The 16010-nt window shown below is 69.6% G+C and carries 15 protein-coding genes; 4 read left to right on the plus strand and 11 right to left on the minus strand.

The genetic code is table 11. The features are described from left to right. Nucleotides 1-19 precede the first annotated feature (19 nt). The 6 genes from DMP23_RS28425 to DMP23_RS28450 form a co-directional block, all read right to left on the minus strand. Nucleotides 20-1444: an FAD-dependent oxidoreductase gene (locus DMP23_RS28425; RefSeq protein ID WP_337823070.1), complete on the minus strand. Its 1425-nt coding sequence runs from the start codon at nt 1442-1444 to the stop codon at nt 20-22. Continuing rightward, nucleotides 1441-3477 (minus strand): molybdopterin oxidoreductase family protein, encoded by a 2037-nt coding sequence (locus DMP23_RS28430; RefSeq protein WP_337823071.1) that lies wholly within the window; start codon nt 3475-3477, stop codon nt 1441-1443. The genes DMP23_RS28425 and DMP23_RS28430 overlap by 4 nt, the downstream gene beginning before the upstream one ends. 115 nt (nt 3478-3592) lie before the next feature. Continuing rightward, on the minus strand, nt 3593-4390 hold the full coding sequence (locus tag DMP23_RS28435) for a TIGR02569 family protein (protein WP_043836923.1): 798 nt from the start codon (nt 4388-4390) through the stop codon (nt 3593-3595). A gap of 497 nt (nt 4391-4887) precedes the next feature. Then, entirely contained in the window at nt 4888-6069 is a 1182-nt protein-coding gene (moeZ, locus tag DMP23_RS28440) for an adenylyltransferase/sulfurtransferase MoeZ (protein ID WP_037816386.1), read from the minus strand. A 98-nt stretch (nt 6070-6167) separates the two neighbouring features. Next, nucleotides 6168-7340 (minus strand): DUF3152 domain-containing protein, encoded by a 1173-nt coding sequence (locus DMP23_RS28445; protein WP_337823072.1) that lies wholly within the window; start codon nt 7338-7340, stop codon nt 6168-6170. 80 nt (nt 7341-7420) lie between these two features. Further along, the gene (locus DMP23_RS28450; protein WP_443111293.1) at nt 7421-8434 is read right to left on the minus strand and encodes an alpha/beta hydrolase; all 1014 of its coding nucleotides are present in this window, start codon (nt 8432-8434) and stop codon (nt 7421-7423) included. Nucleotides 8435-8515: 81 nt separating this feature from the next. On the opposite strand from DMP23_RS28450, the gene DMP23_RS28455 reads away from it, so the two are divergent. Next, entirely contained in the window at nt 8516-9139 is a 624-nt protein-coding gene (locus tag DMP23_RS28455) for a TetR/AcrR family transcriptional regulator (RefSeq protein ID WP_009072985.1), read from the plus strand. Nucleotides 9140-9144: 5 nt separating this feature from the next. After that, on the plus strand, nt 9145-9819 hold the full coding sequence (locus DMP23_RS28460; protein ID WP_337823074.1) for an alpha/beta fold hydrolase: 675 nt from the start codon (nt 9145-9147) through the stop codon (nt 9817-9819). A 1-nt stretch (nt 9820) separates the two neighbouring features. On the opposite strand, the gene DMP23_RS28465 is transcribed toward DMP23_RS28460, so the two are convergent. From DMP23_RS28465 to DMP23_RS28475, 3 genes are all read right to left on the minus strand, one after another. After that, nucleotides 9821-11401 (minus strand): hypothetical protein, encoded by a 1581-nt coding sequence (locus DMP23_RS28465; protein ID WP_051729139.1) that lies wholly within the window; start codon nt 11399-11401, stop codon nt 9821-9823. 100 nt (nt 11402-11501) lie between these two features. Further along, nucleotides 11502-12404, minus strand: a complete 903-nt coding sequence (locus DMP23_RS28470; protein WP_037815858.1) for an alpha/beta fold hydrolase — start codon at nt 12402-12404, stop codon at nt 11502-11504. Between the two features lie 34 nt (nt 12405-12438). Further along, nucleotides 12439-13347, minus strand: a complete 909-nt coding sequence (locus DMP23_RS28475; RefSeq protein ID WP_037816391.1) for an AurF N-oxygenase family protein — start codon at nt 13345-13347, stop codon at nt 12439-12441. A gap of 116 nt (nt 13348-13463) precedes the next feature. Between DMP23_RS28475 and DMP23_RS28480 the strand changes: the two genes are divergently transcribed. Next, on the plus strand, nt 13464-14249 hold the full coding sequence (locus DMP23_RS28480; RefSeq protein ID WP_037815860.1) for a TetR/AcrR family transcriptional regulator: 786 nt from the start codon (nt 13464-13466) through the stop codon (nt 14247-14249). A gap of 14 nt (nt 14250-14263) precedes the next feature. Further along, on the plus strand, nt 14264-14584 hold the full coding sequence (locus DMP23_RS28485; RefSeq protein WP_037815862.1) for a DUF4873 domain-containing protein: 321 nt from the start codon (nt 14264-14266) through the stop codon (nt 14582-14584). Nucleotides 14585-14646: 62 nt separating this feature from the next. On the opposite strand, the gene DMP23_RS28490 is transcribed toward DMP23_RS28485, so the two are convergent. Together DMP23_RS28490 and DMP23_RS28495 are read right to left on the minus strand one after the other, a co-directional pair. Then, a complete protein-coding gene (locus DMP23_RS28490) occupies nt 14647-14877 on the minus strand; it encodes a DUF3107 domain-containing protein (protein ID WP_009072973.1) in 231 nt (76 codons plus the stop codon). A 103-nt stretch (nt 14878-14980) separates the two neighbouring features. Beyond that, nucleotides 14981-15661 (minus strand): ferritin-like fold-containing protein, encoded by a 681-nt coding sequence (locus tag DMP23_RS28495; protein ID WP_199817816.1) that lies wholly within the window; start codon nt 15659-15661, stop codon nt 14981-14983. Nucleotides 15662-16010 lie beyond the last annotated feature (349 nt).

Here is a 16010-nt window from a genome sequence, read left to right on the forward strand (position 1 = left end):
TCCTCGTTACGGGGCGCGGTCATTGCGCGGCCAGCCAGTCCGCGACCGCGCCGACCGTGTCGCGGCAGCTGCCGCATCCCGTGGTGGCGCGGGTGGTGCGGGCGAGTGCGGCAGCGTCGGTGGCGCCACCCCGCCAGGCTTCGATCAGCCGGCCTTTGGTCACCGCGTTGCAGCGGCAGATCACTGTGGACGAAGGAAGATCCGCCGGGCTCGCCGCCGTTGGCGCACCCGCGGGCAGCGCACGGCCGAGCAGCACCGCGAGCCGGTCTTCGGGGACCGGCGTGCCCCGGTCGTGCAGTTGCGTCACGGTCGCCGCCGCGTCCGGCAGGCCGAGCAGGATCGCACCGGTCACGCGGTCGCCGCGGACGACGAGCTTGCCGTACCTGCCGCCGGACGGATCGTCGAACGTCACGACCTCGGCGGCGGCGTCCTCGCTGGTCACCTGCGTTTCGCCGAGCGCGGCGAGATCGATGTCGCGGGCCTTGAGCCGGGTCACCGTGCGGGTGCCGCGATAGCGTGCCGTGGCGTCCGAACCGGTGAGCAGGTCCGCGAGCACCGCGGCCTGTTCCCACGCGGGCTGCACCAATCCCGGCGGCGCACCCGGATGTCGAGCGCAGTCGCCCAGCGCGTGGATCCGGCCGTCGCTGGTCCGGAGCAGATCGTCCACCAGGATTCCGCGGTCCACCGCGAGCCCGGCGGCTTCGGCGAGCGACGTCTCCGGGCGCACTCCCGCCGCGACGACCACCAGGTCAGCGGGAACGAAGCTGCCGTCATCGAGTTTGAGACCGTCTCCGGGCAGGTGCCGGGCGGCCGTCACCTCGAAGCGGAACGTGACGCCCAGCTCCGCCAACCGCCGCGCCAGCACCCGGCCGGCGCCGGAATCCAGTTGCCGTTCCAGCACATGCGGCTGCGGATGCACCACCGTCACGTTCGCTCCGCGTCCGGCCAGCCCTCGTGCGGCTTCCAAGCCAAGCAACCCGCCGCCGAGCACCGCGACCGGCGCGCCTGGCCGTGCGGCGTCCACGATGCGCGCGCAGTCGTCCAGCGTGCGGAACGCCACGACCTCCGGTCCGAGTTCGAGCCCTTCCACCGGCGGCAGCCAGGGCGCGGCTCCGGTCGCGAGGACGACTGCGTCGTAAGGGAAATCCACGTCTTCAGTGCAGACGACTCGGCGCATCGGGTCGATCCGCGTCACCCGCGTTCCGAGCCGCAAATCGACTCGCGTCTGCGCGGCCCACTCGGAATCGTGCAGCCGCACCGTGTCCGGGCTCATCCCGCCAGCGACCACAGTGGACAGCAGCACCCGGTTGTAGGCCGGATGCGCCTCCTCGCCGAGCACGGTCAGCCGTACCCGGTCGCCTTCCGGATCGCGCCGCCGAATCTCGTCCGCGAGCCGTGCCCCGGCCATCCCGTATCCGATGACGACGACGTTCCGCGCGCTCATGCTTCCGCCCTCGCCAACGACACCGCGCACACCTTGAACTCCGGCATCCGGCTCACCGGGTCCAGCACTGGGTTGGTCACCAGATTCGCCCGCGCCGCACCGGGAAAATGGAACGGCAGGAAGACGAGGTCCGCCCGCATCGACGGCACACACCGCACCAGCGCGACGGTCTCCCCGCGCCGCGACCGCACCACCGCGTGGTCTCCGTCGGCCAACCCGGACCGCGCCGCAGTATCCGGATGCACCTCGACGAATGCCTCCGGCACGACCGCCGTCAACTCCGCGATTCGGCGAGTCTGCGCACCGGACTGGTAATGCTGCAACACCCGCCCGGTCGTCGCCTGCAACGGAAAAACCTCGTCCGGCAGTTCCGCGGGTCCACTGTGGTCAACCTCGGCGAACCGTGCCCGGCCGTCTGGGTGCGCGAATCCGTCGAGGAACATTCGCGGCGTGCCCGGGTGTGTCTCGTCCAGCACCGGCCAGTGCAATGCTTCCCCGGAACGCAGCCGTTGGTAAGTCACCCCGGAGTAGTCCGCAGCTCCACCCTTCGACGCGACTCGCAGCTCCTCGAAGACCTCCACCGCGTCGTCCGGAAACCTTTCCGCAGGCTGTCCAATTCGGACTGCGAGATCCCGCAACAGCGACAGATCGCTGCGTACTCCGTCCGACGGCTCAATCGACCTTTGCCGCAAGAGGACTCGGCCCTCGAGGTTGGTCAACGTGCCCTCCTCTTCGGCCCACTGCGGGACCGGGAACACCACGTCGGCCAGCTCCGCGGTTTCCGAGAGGACGAAGTCCGCCACCACGAGAAGATCCAGTCCGGCCAACCGTTCCTGCACCCGGGACGAACGCGGAGCCGACACCACCGGATTGCTTCCGAACACCAACAGGGCCTTGATTGAATCGCCCAGCGCGTCGAGCAACTCGACCGCGGAACGCCCCGGTCCCGGCAAGCTTTCCGCTGGTACGCCCCAAACCTGGGCAACATGCGCACGCGCCGCCGGGTCGTCGATCTTGCGATAGCCCGGCAGTTGATCCGCTTTCTGCCCGTGCTCGCGCCCGCCCTGGCCGTTGCCTTGTCCGGTCAGACACCCGAAGCCAGATCCAGCACGCCCGGGCAAGCCCAGTGCGAGGGCGAGATTGATCCACCCGCCGACCGTCGCGGTTCCGGACGCGTGCTGTTCGGTCCCGCGCCCAGTAAGCACATACGCGTTGCCAGCCCGCGCGAGCATTTCCGCGGCCTGCCGCTGGTCCGCGGCCGAGACCCCGGTGACCCGCTCGACCCGCTCCGGCCACCAGGTCGCGGCGATGCGCCACATTTCGTCGAACCCGGACGTCCGAAGATCCACATAGGACTTGTCCAGGTGTCCTTCGGCGACGACCGCGTGGAGAATTCCCAACGCCAGTGCGAGATCCGTTCCTGGCGCTGGCGCGAGGTGCAGCGCGGCCCGCTCGGCGGTCGGCGTGCGGCGCGGGTCGATGACGATCAGTTCCGCGCTTTCCAGATGCTGCATGAATGGCGGCATCGTCTCGGCCGGGTTCGCCCCGGCGAGGAGGACGACGTCCGCGTTCGCAAGATCGGTTACCGGGAACGGGAGTCCGCGGTCCACTCCGAATGCGCGCATCCCGGCCGCGGCGGCGGAGGACATGCAGAATCGGCCGTTGTAGTCGATTTGCGACGTTCCGAGCGCGACCCGGGCGAATTTCCCGAGCAGGTAAGCCTTTTCGTTCGTAAGCCCGCCGCCGCCGAACACGGCGACCGAATCCGCACCGTGTTCGCGGCGCGAGGCAAGCAGTCGGTCCGCGACGAAATCCAGTGCCTCGCCCCAGGAAACCGGCTGCAGTTCGCCGTCTCGGCGGAGCAGCGGCGAGGTCAGGCGTGCGCCGGATTCCAGCAGGGCGCCGGCGGTCCAGCCTTTCTGGCACAGGCCACCCGCGTTGACCGGGAAGTTCCTTGGGGTGACCCGGGTCTCATCCAGGCGCATCCCGCACTGCAGGGCGCAGTACGGGCAATGTGTGTCGACGTGCGGCACAGGCGCTCCTCGGGTCGGCGATGACCCGACGGTAAGGACGCTGTGTTACCTCGACGTGCCGGAATGTTTCGGGCAGTTGACATTGCCCGCCGTCATGGCGGAGGCGCGCAGTGAGTCAGAGGATCGCGCTGACCTCGCGGGCCGCCGCGCGCAGGCCGTCCAACGCGGCGTTCGTGGACCTGGGGTCGAGTGCGTGCGAGGCGAGGCGGAAGAGAATGGCGCGCAGCAGGAGCTGGGGCCATTCGGGGAGGTGGGCCCAGCGCTCCAGGAGAGCTCCGGTCGCGCCGCCCCAGATCAGCGAGTCGACCGCGGCGATCGCGGCACCCCATTCGCCTGGGCGGTAGTACGGGACGAAATCGACCACGCCGGGAGCTTCGTCACCGTCGAAGAGCAGGCCGGCCAGGAGTTCGCCGTGCGCGACCTGGTGCGGGAGCTTGATCGGACGGCGGGCCGGGGCGAGGATTTCGAACCAGCGGCCGCCTTTTTCCTCCGACAGGGGGCGGTCTAGTTCTTCCCAGGCGATCCGGTCGGCTACCGCGTCGATGTCGTCGCGGGCGGAAAGGAAGTCCGGCCTCGGGAGGTCTGCGGTGGTCCGGTGGAGGCGTACCGCGGCGAGAACCGCTTCGTCACAGCGGTGTTCGGCGGTGCCGGGGAGGTAGCGCCAGGCTGACCAGTCCCCGACGATCCAGCGGCCGTCTCGTGAGCGGACCGGTTTGGCGATGCGGAGGCCGGGGTCCTCGGCGAAGTCCAGGGCTCGGGCGGTCCAGAGGGCTTGGGAGCGGTCGGTGACGCGTTTGAAGACCACGTCGCCGGCGTGCCAGGTTTCGGAGTCCGGGAGGAGGGTGATGGCGTCGGCGTCGCTGCCGAACGCGTTGCAGACGCGTTCGGAGGGGCGTTCGAGGGTTGACCGCACAAAGGGGGAGGTTACCCCGGGGTGGGGGCGTTTCCTGGGGAGACTCGCTGGTCCTCTGTCGGCTCGTCGCCTGGCGGCGACATTGCCTTGGGGAGTGCGGTGGGGCACCCCGAAGCTTGATTGTGCTGACGGTCTGGGGTGGTGTGGGTGCACCGACAGTTGAGTGCACCGGCGGCGGTTTCTCGCAGTGTGGGGCTAGCGCCCCAATGTGGCATTGGGTGCATCTGACGCACCCAATGTGGCGTTCGGTGCGTGGGACGCAACCAATGTGGCATTGGGGCGCATCCCGAGCGGGCACGGGGCGGGCGGGCCGTGAAGGGCTCCTTGAGGGAATCCAGGTCCGTGAAGGGGTCCCTCACGGACCGTCGGCTGGTCGTGAGGGGAACCCTCACGGAATCAGAGTTCCTCAGGGTGGCCCTCACGTCACCAAAAAAGCCGTGAAGGGCTCCTTCAGGGAATCGAAGTCCCTCAAGGAGCCCTTCACGGCCAAACAGTGCTCAGTAAGTCGGCAGGCTCGGGTCGATCTGCCGTGCCCAGGCCAGGACTCCGCCGCCTAGGTGGGTGGCGTCCTTGAAGCCCGCTGCGTGCAGCGCGGCCAATGCCTCGGCCGAGCGGGCGCCGGACTTGCAGTGCAGGACGATGGGCTTGTCCTGCGGCAGCTCTGCCAATGCCTCGCCGGACAGGATGCGGTCCTTCGGGATCAGCGTGGCGCCCTTGATGTTCACGATCTCGTACTCGTGCGGTTCGCGGACGTCGATCAGGGCGAAGTCCTCGCCCGCGTCGAACTTGGCCTTCAGTTCCGCGGGGGTCAGCGTGCTGCCCGAGGCGGCCGAGGCGGCTTCGTCCGACACGACGCCGCAGAAGGCTTCGTAGTCGATCAGTTCGGTGATCTTCGGGGTCTCCGGGTCCTTGCGGATCTTGACCTCGCGGTACTTCATCTCCAGCGCGTCATAGGAGATCAACCGCCCGAGGAGCGGCTCTCCGATGCCGGTGATGAGCTTGATCGCCTCGGTCACCATGATCGAGCCGATCGACGCGCACAGCACGCCCAGTACGCCGCCTTCGGAGCAGGACGGGACCATGCCGGGGGGCGGCGGCTCGGGGTAGAGGTCCCGGTAGTTGAGGCCCTTGCCGTTCGGGGCGTCCTCCCAGAAGACGCTCACCTGGCCTTCGAACCGGAAGATCGAACCCCACACGTACGGCTTGCCGGCCAGCACCGCCGCGTCGTTGACCAGGTAGCGCGTGGCGAAGTTGTCCGTGCCGTCGAGGATCAGGTCGTACTGGTTGAAGATCTCCAGCGCGTTCGCCGATTCCAGGCGCTCGGTGTGCAGGTGCACCTTCACCAGCGGGTTGATCTCGGCGATCGATTCCTGCGCCGACGCGGCCTTGAGCTTGCCGAGGTCGGACTGGCCGTGGATCACCTGGCGCTGCAGGTTGGATTCGTCGACGACGTCGAAGTCGATGATGCCGAGCGTGCCCACGCCGGCGGCCGCCAGGTACAGCAGCGCCGGACTTCCGAGGCCGCCCGCACCGATGACCAGGACCTTCGCGTTCTTCAACCGCTTCTGCCCGACCACCCCGACGTCCGGGATGATCAGGTGACGGCTGTACCGGGCCACCTCTTCCTTGGTGAGCTCGGCTGCCGGCTCGACGAGCGGCGGCAGTGCCGTGTCTGACATCGGGTCCTCCATACTCGCGCGGGTCGCGTAGTCGATCCCAGTATGTTCAACGCCCGCCCGCAAGGGAGACTTCCCTGCTCTCAGATCGTGGGACGTTGTTACTGGCCCGGCGGGGTCGGGTTCGGCCACGCGTTCGGCTTGCACACGCGATGGTCCGCCGCGACCTTGCCCTTGTCGCCGCCGGGGATGTTGTTGAGCATCGCGACGTAGTCGTCGGCGACGCCGAACGACTGCTGCATCATCACCGGAGCCGGCTGGTCGTTTCCGGGGCAGCCCACGTGATTGTTGCCCAGCGCGTGCCCGACCTCGTGGTTGATCGCGTACTGCCGGTACCCGGTCATGTCGGACATGTAGACCTTCGCGCCGCGCACCCACCGGGACAGGTTGATCAGCACCCGGCCCATGCTCCGCCGGTAGCACGAGGCCTCGAATTTGATCTGGAACCCGCACGCGTCCGGCCGGTGCGTGGTGTCCGGCGTGGTGAGGCTCACCCGGAAACTCGGGTTCGGATAGCTCGCGTCGACCCGCTGCAACCGGATCTCGCCGTTCCAGGTCCAGCTGCGCGGATCGGACAGAATGCCCTGCACCGCGGTGCCGAAGCTGTCGTCGCCCGCATAGCTCGACGGATCGATGCCGTCCTCGACCTCGACGGTGTAGGTGTAGAGCTTCCCGCCCTTGCCCACGACGTCGCTGGACCCCGGCACGACGTGCCAGGTGCCTTTGCCGGTCTGCGTGAACGGTCCGCCTGCGGGCAGGTCGGCGGTGGGCACGTTGAGGTTCACCGGCTGCGCGGGGTTCTCCGGGATGCCGCCGCTGCCGTCGATCGCGCCGGAGGACGTGTCGCCGGACGCGACCTCGCCGCTGCTGCCGGCGACCCCGGCGTCGGACGGGCCGGAGGCGGTGTTGACCGCGACCAGCACGGTGATCACGGCCAGGATCGGCAGCGCGTACACGCGCCAGCCGTAGGTCTTCACGAACCGCGCGAACGGTGACTGCTTCTTCTTCGGCGCCGGGCGCTTCTCGGAGCCGCCGTCCTTGGGTTTCCAGGAGGCGGCGAGCGGCTCGGCGCTGGTGCGGCGTCCGCCCGGCCGGTACCGGTCGTCGCCTACGCGCTGGGCGGGCTTGCGCGCGGGCCGGTACTGGCCGACGCGCGGAGAGTCGGCCTCCGCATCGCCGGAGCCCGCCGACCCCGAGGACGCTGAACGCCGGGCCGACCCGGCGGTCGGGTCCCGCCGGTCCTTCGCTCGCGCGTCCTGCTTCAGCCGGTCCACCGACCCAGGGTGCCACACGACGGCGACGTTCCCGGCAGCGACTGGCGGGCTCCCCGGCGATCCGCGGTCCCCCGTCCGGGCTACCAGGAGCCCTTGTCCGCGCCCTCCCACAGACCCAGCACGGCCTTGGCCACCACCTGCGGACGTTCCATCTGCGCAACGTGTCCGGTGCGCGGGAGGACCAGCATCCGGGCGTGCGGAATCGTCTGCGCGGTCCGCAGCGCGCGCTTGACCGAGATCACCCGGTCGTGGAGTCCCCAGACGACCAGCGTCGGGGCCTGGACCTGTTTGGCGACCGACCACAGCGACGCGGCGCCGAGCGCGGTCCAGCGCCGGAAGATGCCGAACGTGCTGCGCTCCATCGCGGCCAGCGCCCACGGGAACCCGGCGCGCGCGGCGTGCTCCTCGACCAGTTCGTCCAGCCGGGCGTCCGGGAAGCGGGACGGATCGTGGAAGCACAGCTTGATGACCTGCGCGGCGCGTTCGCGGGCGGTCATCCCGGCCATCCGGCGGCGCACCCGCGCCCCGACCACCGGGAGGTAGGCCAGCGCCATCAGCGGATCGGACAGCCTGCGCGGGTCCGGGCGGCGGTCCGGCATCGCCGGGGAAATCAGGGTGAGAGTTCTCACCAGCTCCGGCCGCCGCGCCGCGACCAGCAGCGAGATCGCGCCGCCCATCGAGTTGCCGAGCAGGTGCACCGGCTCGCCGAGCCGTTCCAGCCTGCTCGCGATGACGTCGGCGTGGTCGTCGAGGCTGTAGGCGAATCCTTCCGCGGGCTCCGAATAGCCGAATCCGGGCAGGTCAACGGCCTGCCCGGCCGCGGTCGGGGCAAGCAGCGCGGCGAGGTCGGTCCAGTTCGTGGACGACCCGCCGAGCCCGTGCACGTACACCGCGGGCGTGCCGTCGGGACCGGGCGTGTGCCGGATGTGGAGGCCGTCCTCGACCGTTCCCGGCCAGGCAGGCAGCGCCCCGTCGAGCGGCGGAAGGGGAGTAGTCGACAATGGCACCTGGGTCACCGGCGGGCGGACCGCCGCCGCGGCGGTGGGGCGGGAGGTCGTGGTGGTCACCGTTCCAGGATGCCTGACCCTTGGCATTTCGGGCGTACCCACGGGTAATGTCAGATTCACTTCACGCGGTGGTGAACCCGCCCGGCGAAGGCTGCGGACGGAGGAAGAATGACGGAGATGGCGCGACTGCAACGAGGCGTCCGGTTGCCCCGGACGGAGCGCCGGGCCCAGTTGCTGACGGCCGCGCAGCGCGTCTTCGCCGAGCACGGCTACCACGCGGCGGCGATGGACGAGATCGCCGAGGAGGCCGGGGTCAGCAAACCGGTCCTCTACCAGCACTTCCCCGGCAAGCTCGACCTGTACATCGCGCTGCTGGAAAGCCACGTCGACGACCTCGTCGGCCGCGTGCAGGGCGCGCTGAACTCCACCACGGACAACCGCCAGCGCGTCCCGGCCACGGTCGGGGCGTTCTTCGACTTCGTGAACAACGACGCCGGCGCGTTCCGCATGGTCTTCGAATCCGACCTCCGCGGCGAGCCCGCCGTGCAGGAGGCGGTGGACCGCGCGACCTCGGCGAGCGTCGAGGCCATCACCGAGACGATCACCTCCGACGCCGGGCTGGACGAGGAGAAGGCCCGCCTGCTGGCGGTCGGCCTGGTCGGGATGAGCCAGGTCAGCGCGCGCTACTGGCTGCAGCACAACCAGTCGATGAGCCGCGAGGACGCGGTGGCGCTCACCGCGAACCTCGCCTGGCGCGGCATCGGCGGCGGTTTCCCGCTCAAGGACAACTGACGCCCGTGCACGTGGTCGCGGTGCCGGGCACGTTGTGCAGCCCGCTGATCTACGCACCGCTGGCGGCCGCGCTGCCCAATGGACTGGACGCGGTCGACTGGATGACCGCACCGGGTCCGTGGCGGATCGAGGACATCGCGGCGCGCGTCGCCGACCGGATCGAACAGCACGGCGGCCCGGTCACCCTGATCGGGCACTCCACGGGCGGCTGCGTCGCGGCGACGGTCGCCGCCACCCGGCCGGACCTGGTTTCCGCGCTGCTGCTCGCGAACACCGGCGCGCACATGCGCGGCCACGGCGACGTCGACCGGATCCTCGCCACGATCGCCACCGAATGGGGTCCCGGCCTGCACGCGGCCGTCCTCGACCGGTCCTTCGCCGCGCCGTTGCCGCCGGATCTGCGCACTCAGCTGCTCGACTATGCCGCCCGCGTCCCGGCCGAAGCCGCGCTGGAAGTCCTGACGAGCCAACGGGATCTGGACCTCACGCCGCGGCTCGCGGCGATCCGCTGCCCGGTCACGGTGCTGCACGGAATCCGCGACCGCGCCCGCACGCTCGCGGACGCCCAGCACCTCGTCGACCACCTGCCGGACAGCGAACTCGTCACCGTCGAGACCGGGCACTCGCCGATCTGGGAAGACGTCCCGGCCACCGTCGCCGCGCTCGAACGGCTCCGCTAGCTCATTCGCGCGGTTTTCGCTGGCGGGGCACCGATCTCGCCGCTCCGGGCAGTTCGACCAGCAGCTGTTCGAGATGGTCCGGCAGCGCGCCGTGCGGATCGGTCAGCCAGGCGTCGGATTTGCTTCGCCGCGACGGTTGTTCGCTGTCTGGCAACAAGGCGACGTAACAGCCGTAGTCGATGGCGAACCCGTCGTAGAGCGTTCCCGGCCGCTTGCGGTTGACGATCCCGCGCCGCACCAGGTGAACGAGCCGGGCGTCGTGCAGATCGCGCATGGTCTCGTCGTGCGCGCCGCTGGCGTGCTCGAGCAGGAAAGTACGCGAGCGGCGCCGGCCGACGACCTCGTCCACCAGCCAGCGAAGCGTCGTCAAGGCCGGTTCGTTCCCGGCGATGGCGGCGTATTTGTCGCGCAGGTACCAATCTTGCGCGGCCTGCCGGACGTGCCGGATCCCGATCGTCGCGGTATTCGCGTGCTGCGCGGCCAACGCGGCGATGTTGATCGCGTCGCGGGGCACGCCCTCTGCCGCGCGCACGAGTTCGGGAAACGCGGTGCGGCTGAACGCCGTGGCCACGAATTCCGCCGGGTCGTCGGTCATCGGCATCCGCGGTCGTACGTGATTGAGGAAGAGTTCGGCGAAAAACTGTCTCGACTGGGTCCGGCCGTGGTCGAACAGCAGCACGTCGTCGAAGCTGACCGCGGAGGCCGCGTCCGCGCCGACCTCGATGCCGACGTAATCGCCGTCGCGGCCCGGTTCGCGGAACCGGGACCGGCGTTCGATCGCCGCGATCTTGACCGTCGTCCCGCGCGTCGGCAGCACGCTGCGGCGCAGCAGATCCGCCAGCAACGGTTGCAGTTCAAGGGGAATCGAACTCCACTCGTCCAGCAGCAGCCACAGCCGGGCCGGCGCCAACGCGGCCGTGACCCGGGCCAGCGCCCGGCTGAGCGGCCCGAAAATGACCTGGTGATGCTCGGTTCCGGTGCGCCGCAAGCGATCCGAAGCCGTCACCGATTGCCGGCTGCTGCCCGACATCGTCACCCGACCGCGCGGACCGCCCGGTCCCCAGGACGCCGAAGCCCCTGCGCTGGTCGCCTGCTCGGCTGAACCGCCGACGGTCGTCTCCCGCTCGACATTGCCGACGACCTCGACCGTCGTCGCCGCCTCGGTCAGCTCGTCGAGGCCCTGCAGCAAGCCTCCTTGATCGGACACCTGCGTCTCGATCGCCGTGGTCAGCAGCTGTTCGTGCACCGCTTCCAGCGTGTCGACCAGCAGCTGCGTGCCTCGAAGCGACACTGGCAGCTGCTGATTCGCATACAGCCCGCTGGTGGACCCGATCGTGCGGAGATCCAGGTACACCGCGACATCGTGCGTTTCCTCGACCAGATCGGCCAGATACAGCAAGGCGTGCGTTTTCCCGGTGCCGCGGCGGCCGTAAAAGATCTGGTGGTCAGCCGAATGCAACATCGCCGAAAACGACCCTGCCACCACGAAGGTCTTGGCCAGCGTGTGCCGGTCCACGCTCTCCGCCCGCCGGGAAATCGCCATCAGGCTGCGGTTGACGTGCGCGCTCAGCGGCTGGCCCATGCACCCGTCCTGTCTGTCGGCGACATCCCAGCCACCCAGCGTGACAGCGCCGAGCGGCCGGGAACAGCCGACAGACAGGTACGAGCGCGAACGCGAAGGGTCACGAAACCCGCAGCAGCGCCCCGATGCGTTTCGCGACCTCGCCCGCGCGCTCCTGCGGCAACATGTGCCCGGCGCCGGGAAAACGGACAAACTCCGCGTCCGGCAGCTCGTCCGCGATCACTTTCGCGTGCGGCAGCGGGCAAAGCCGGTCCTTCTCCCCCGCCAGCACCACGGACGGCGTACCGCGCAAGGTCGCCAGCGCGACGCGGCGGTCGTGCGTCGAAATCGCGTCCTGGAACGCGCCGAGGCTCGCCGGATGCGCGCACAACAGCTGATCCGCGACCAGCCGCAGGTCCGCGCGGCGCGGGTGCTCCCCGAACACGAGGAACCGCGCGCCCGAACGCACCATCGCCGGGCTCAACGGCAGCCGCTCGCCCTTGCGGTGCGACAACGCTTTCGCCAGCCTGCGCTCGAACCGTGCGGAGAACTGGCCCGCCATACCGGGCAGCCCCAACGTGATCCGGTCCATCTGCCCCGAGGACGTCGCCACGAACGCCGCGCCGACCACCCGGTCCCGGACCAGTTCCGGATGCCGTTCGGCCAGCGCCATCATGGTCATGCCGCCCATCGAATGCCCGGCGAGCACCAGCGGACCCGACGGCACGCGCGCGGCGATCAGCTCGGCCAGATCGTCGGCCAGCCGCGGAATCGTGCCGGTTTCCTTGGTCGCGGGCGCGGAACCGCCGTGCCCGCGCAGGTCGTAGCGCAGCGTCCGGACGCCGGGGCCGAGGTGGTCCATGACGCCGTCCCACGTGCGGTGGTCCTGCGTCCAGCCGTGCACCAGCACCAGCGTCACCGCGGCATCGGCCGGGCCGCTCAGTTCCACGTGCAGCGCACAGCCGTCACTGGTCACGAACCGGTGCTCACGAGCCGGATTGCGCAGCCGTTCTACGGTAGTCATTTCGCCTCCGCGGGAAAAAGTACGTCGGCGGTAGTCATTTGCCCTCCGGCAACAGGAAAGACTTGCGCCAGAACGGTTTCCCTGGCAACCCGACCAGACCGGATTCCTGCAGGAACGGCATGATCTTCTCCCCCGCCCATGCGATCGTCGCGCGCCAGTGCGGGTTGTTCAGCGCCGTCTCGACGCCCTCGCGCGGCCGGATCCCGACCGCCTTGTAGACGTTCGGGTTGATGAACGCCCGCGTCACGAAGTACGAGATCAGCGCGATGCTGAACTGCTGGTAGGCGACCTCCGCGCGGCCGAGTTTCGCCATCCCGCGGGTGACTTCCTCGCGGGCGAAGGTGACGTGCCGCGCCTCCTCCAGCACGTGGATCCGGTTGACCATCCGGACCAGCGGCTGGATCTGGTCGTCGTTCATCTGCTCGCGTTGCAGCCGGTCGAGCACCTCCTCGGCGACCAGGATCGCGCCGTAGCGCGCCGGGCCGTAGGAGATGGTCGGCATCAGTTTCGCGAACTGCCGCAGCACCGGCACCGGGCCGTAGGTCGGGCAGCCGATCCGCGCGGACATCCGGGCGAACATCGTGGAGTGCCTGCACTCGTCGGCGATCTCGGTGAGCGCGAACTGCGCGTGCGCCGTCGTCGGGTCCTGTGCGTAGACCTCCTTGAGCAGCATCTGCATCAGGAGGATCTCGAACCACAGCCCGGTGGTCGCGATGCTGGCCATCTCGTGCTTGCCCAGCTCGATCCGCTGTTCCGGGCTCAGCCGGTCCCACAGCGGGGTGCCGTAGAGCGACGAGCGCTCCGGCAGGATGTACCGCTTGCCCTCGACCAGCGGCGCGTCCCAGTCGATGTCGACGTCCGGGTCGTAGAACTTGTTCGCCGCCGACTTCAGCAACCGCTGTGCCGTCGCCTCCCGGTCGGTCACCTTGAGCGTCCGCGTCATCATCAGCCCCTTCCAGCGCCTGACTCGCCGTTGAATCGAGAAGCCGCGTCCCGCCTGTTGCCCCGGGCTCTGTGCTCCAGAACATGTAACCCGTGGTAACAGTTACCTCTGGTAGCATGACCGCCGTGATCGAACGTGTCAAGCGCTCCAGCAAGCAGTCCGGCAAGCAGGCGGCCGACACCGAAACGAGCACCGGGGACGCGCGCCGCGATCGCTGGCGCAAGCACCGCATCGCCCGTCGCGCGGAGTTCGTCGAAGCGGCCCTGCGCGCGCTCGACGCGCACGGTCCAGACCTCGGCATGGAGGACGTCGCCGCGGAAGCGGGCGTCACGAAACCCGTGCTGTACCGGCATTTCGAGGACAAGGCCGACCTGTACGTCGCACTCGGCCAGCGCGGCACGGAGATCCTTTTCGAACGGCTGATCCCGGCGATCAACGCGGAACTCGCGCCGGTGCCGCGGATCCGGATGGCGCTCGACGCGTTCTTCGGCGTCATCGAAGAGCACCCGAACCTGTACCGCTTGCTGGCACACGGCGGACTGCCGGGCAAAACCACCGATTCGGACGTCGTCGCGGAGGACAAGGAGGTCATCGCGACCGCGCTGACCGCCCTGCTCGGCGACTACATGCGGATGTTCAACATGGACTCCGGCGCGGCCGAACCGTGGGCGCACGGCATCGTCGGCATGGTCCAGAGCACCGGCGAATGGTGGCTGGACCGGCGCTCGATGGGCCGCGATTCGGTGGTCGAGTACCTCACCCAGATCATCTGGGCGGCGATCGACGGGCTCACCCGCCAGCAAGGCGTGGTGATCGACCCGAACCTGCCGCTCGAGGAGAACAAGGTCGTCCAGCTCGGACGCACCGAGAACGACACCGCCGCCGGCGACGAGGCCGGCTGACGAGAGGACCCCGGATGAGCGACGAAGACGGCTACACGGGCTCGGCGACGCTGGTCGTCGACGGCACGGAGATCGCCGCGGACCTCGATCTGCGCGGCTATTTCCAGCCGATCGACGGGTACTACCACTGGTACGGCCGCGTCGCCGCGAACCCGAAGCTGGCCGAGGCGGTCGGCGGGCGCAAGAAGGCGTGCGAGGTGCGGGTCGGCGAGCACACGGCCGAGGGCGAGCTGTCCGATCCGGATCCGTGGGGCCGCTACCGGCTCACCGGCACGTCCACGCCCCCGTTCTCGGTCCCGAAAACGCTGGCCGAGGTCGAAGAAGCAACAGCCTGAACCACGAAAAAGGCCGCTCCGGAAGCTGTGCTCCGGAGCGGCCTTTCGCGTGTACGGCTGAATCAGTCGCCGACGCCGAACCCGACCTTGCGGACGTCGGACGGGGCGATCTCGACGTACGCGATGCGGTCGGACGGGACCAGGTACTTGCGGCCCTTCTCGTCGTTGAGGCGGAAGAGCCCGTCACCGGCCGTCAGCGCCTCGGCGACCAGCTTCTCCACCTCTTCGGGAGTCTGGCCACTGGACACCACCAGCTCGCGCGGCGTGTCCTTGATGCCGATCTTGACCTCCACGTGGGACCTCCGCTGGAAACTCGTTGTGACTACGCCCGGCAAGGCTAACCGAAGCGGGCCGCCGCGGTGGCGCGCGACCAGCAGGTGATTCGCGACCACTCGCTCAGCCCAGCCCCAGCGCCTGCATGCGCTTGGTGTGCCCTTGCTGCAACCGGCGGAACAGCGCGCCGATTCCCGCGAGATCGCCGGACCCGGCGACGATCAGTTCGGCCAGGCCATCGCGCTCGGCCACCACGTACTGGGCCTGGGTGAGCGCCTCGCCGAGCAGCCGGCGGCCCCACAGCGCGAGCTTGTCGCGGGCCTTCGGATCGGCTTTGATCCCGGCGGCGACTTCGCGTTCGGCGAACGCGGAGTGCCCGGTGTCTGCGAGCACGGTCAGCACCAGGTCCTTGGTCTCCGGATCGAGCCAGTTCGCGATCTCGCGGTAGAGATCGGCCGCGAGCCCGTCCCCGACATACGCCTTGACCAGCGACTCCAGCCACGACTTCGGCCGGGTGGAGCCGTGCCAGGCGTCCACTTGCGACACGAACGGGGCCATCGCGTCCTCGACCGCGACGCCGTTCGCCGCGAGATGCTTCGTCAGCAGGTCGAGGTGCCCGATCTCGGCGGCAGCCATCGAGGCGAGCGCGGCGCGGCCGGCCAGCGTCGGCGCGCTGCGGGCGTCCTCGGCCATCCGGTCGAACGCGGACAGTTCGAGGTAGGCGATCACGCCGAGCAGGTCGACGACGCCTTCGCTGATCGCGGGCGGGGAAGTTGCGGGCGCGGCTTCGGCGGGGTCGGTCACGGCGACGAGGGTATCGCCGAACCGCAGGCCCGCGCCGCGAAGAGACCGATCCCACGCCGCGCCGCCCGCTCCCGGTATTCCCCGGAAAACACCTGACCAGGTACAGTGGGGTCGGATAAACAGAGCTTCGCCGCGCCGGACCGCCCTTTTTCGAGGGCCCCGACAGCGGCGGGAACCAGGCGAACGGCCGGTGCCACCAGGGCGGCCGGGGTTCGCCGCAAGTGTGCGTGCACGCCTCCTAGCGGCATTCCCGGGAGGGCGGCTCCGGCGCCACAGGCCTCCGCAGACGAGGCCGCGGCGTGAGTCAGGCCCCCGGTCGAGTGTCGAGTGACAACCGGCCTGTGCGCGC

The sequence above is a fragment of the Amycolatopsis sp. A1MSW2902 genome (assembly GCF_017312175.1).
GTDB classification, from domain to species: domain Bacteria; phylum Actinomycetota; class Actinomycetes; order Mycobacteriales; family Pseudonocardiaceae; genus Amycolatopsis; species Amycolatopsis nivea.

Coding starts and splice junctions, on each gene's coding strand:
- DMP23_RS28425 (WP_337823070.1), bottom strand. CDS start 1,444: ATGAGCGCGCGGAACGTCGTCGTCATCGGATACGGGATGGCCGGGGCA.
- moeZ (WP_037816386.1), bottom strand. CDS start 6,069: ATGTCAGACACGGCACTGCCGCCGCTCGTCGAGCCGGCAGCCGAGCTC.
- DMP23_RS28450 (WP_443111293.1), bottom strand. CDS start 8,434: ATGCCAAGGGTCAGGCATCCTGGAACGGTGACCACCACGACCTCCCGC.
- DMP23_RS28455 (WP_009072985.1), top strand. CDS start 8,516: ATGACGGAGATGGCGCGACTGCAACGAGGCGTCCGGTTGCCCCGGACG.
- DMP23_RS28465 (WP_051729139.1), bottom strand. CDS start 11,401: ATGGGCCAGCCGCTGAGCGCGCACGTCAACCGCAGCCTGATGGCGATT.
- DMP23_RS28470 (WP_037815858.1), bottom strand. CDS start 12,404: ATGACTACCGTAGAACGGCTGCGCAATCCGGCTCGTGAGCACCGGTTC.
- DMP23_RS28475 (WP_037816391.1), bottom strand. CDS start 13,347: ATGACGCGGACGCTCAAGGTGACCGACCGGGAGGCGACGGCACAGCGG.
- DMP23_RS28480 (WP_037815860.1), top strand. CDS start 13,464: ATGACCGCCGTGATCGAACGTGTCAAGCGCTCCAGCAAGCAGTCCGGC.
- DMP23_RS28485 (WP_037815862.1), top strand. CDS start 14,264: ATGAGCGACGAAGACGGCTACACGGGCTCGGCGACGCTGGTCGTCGAC.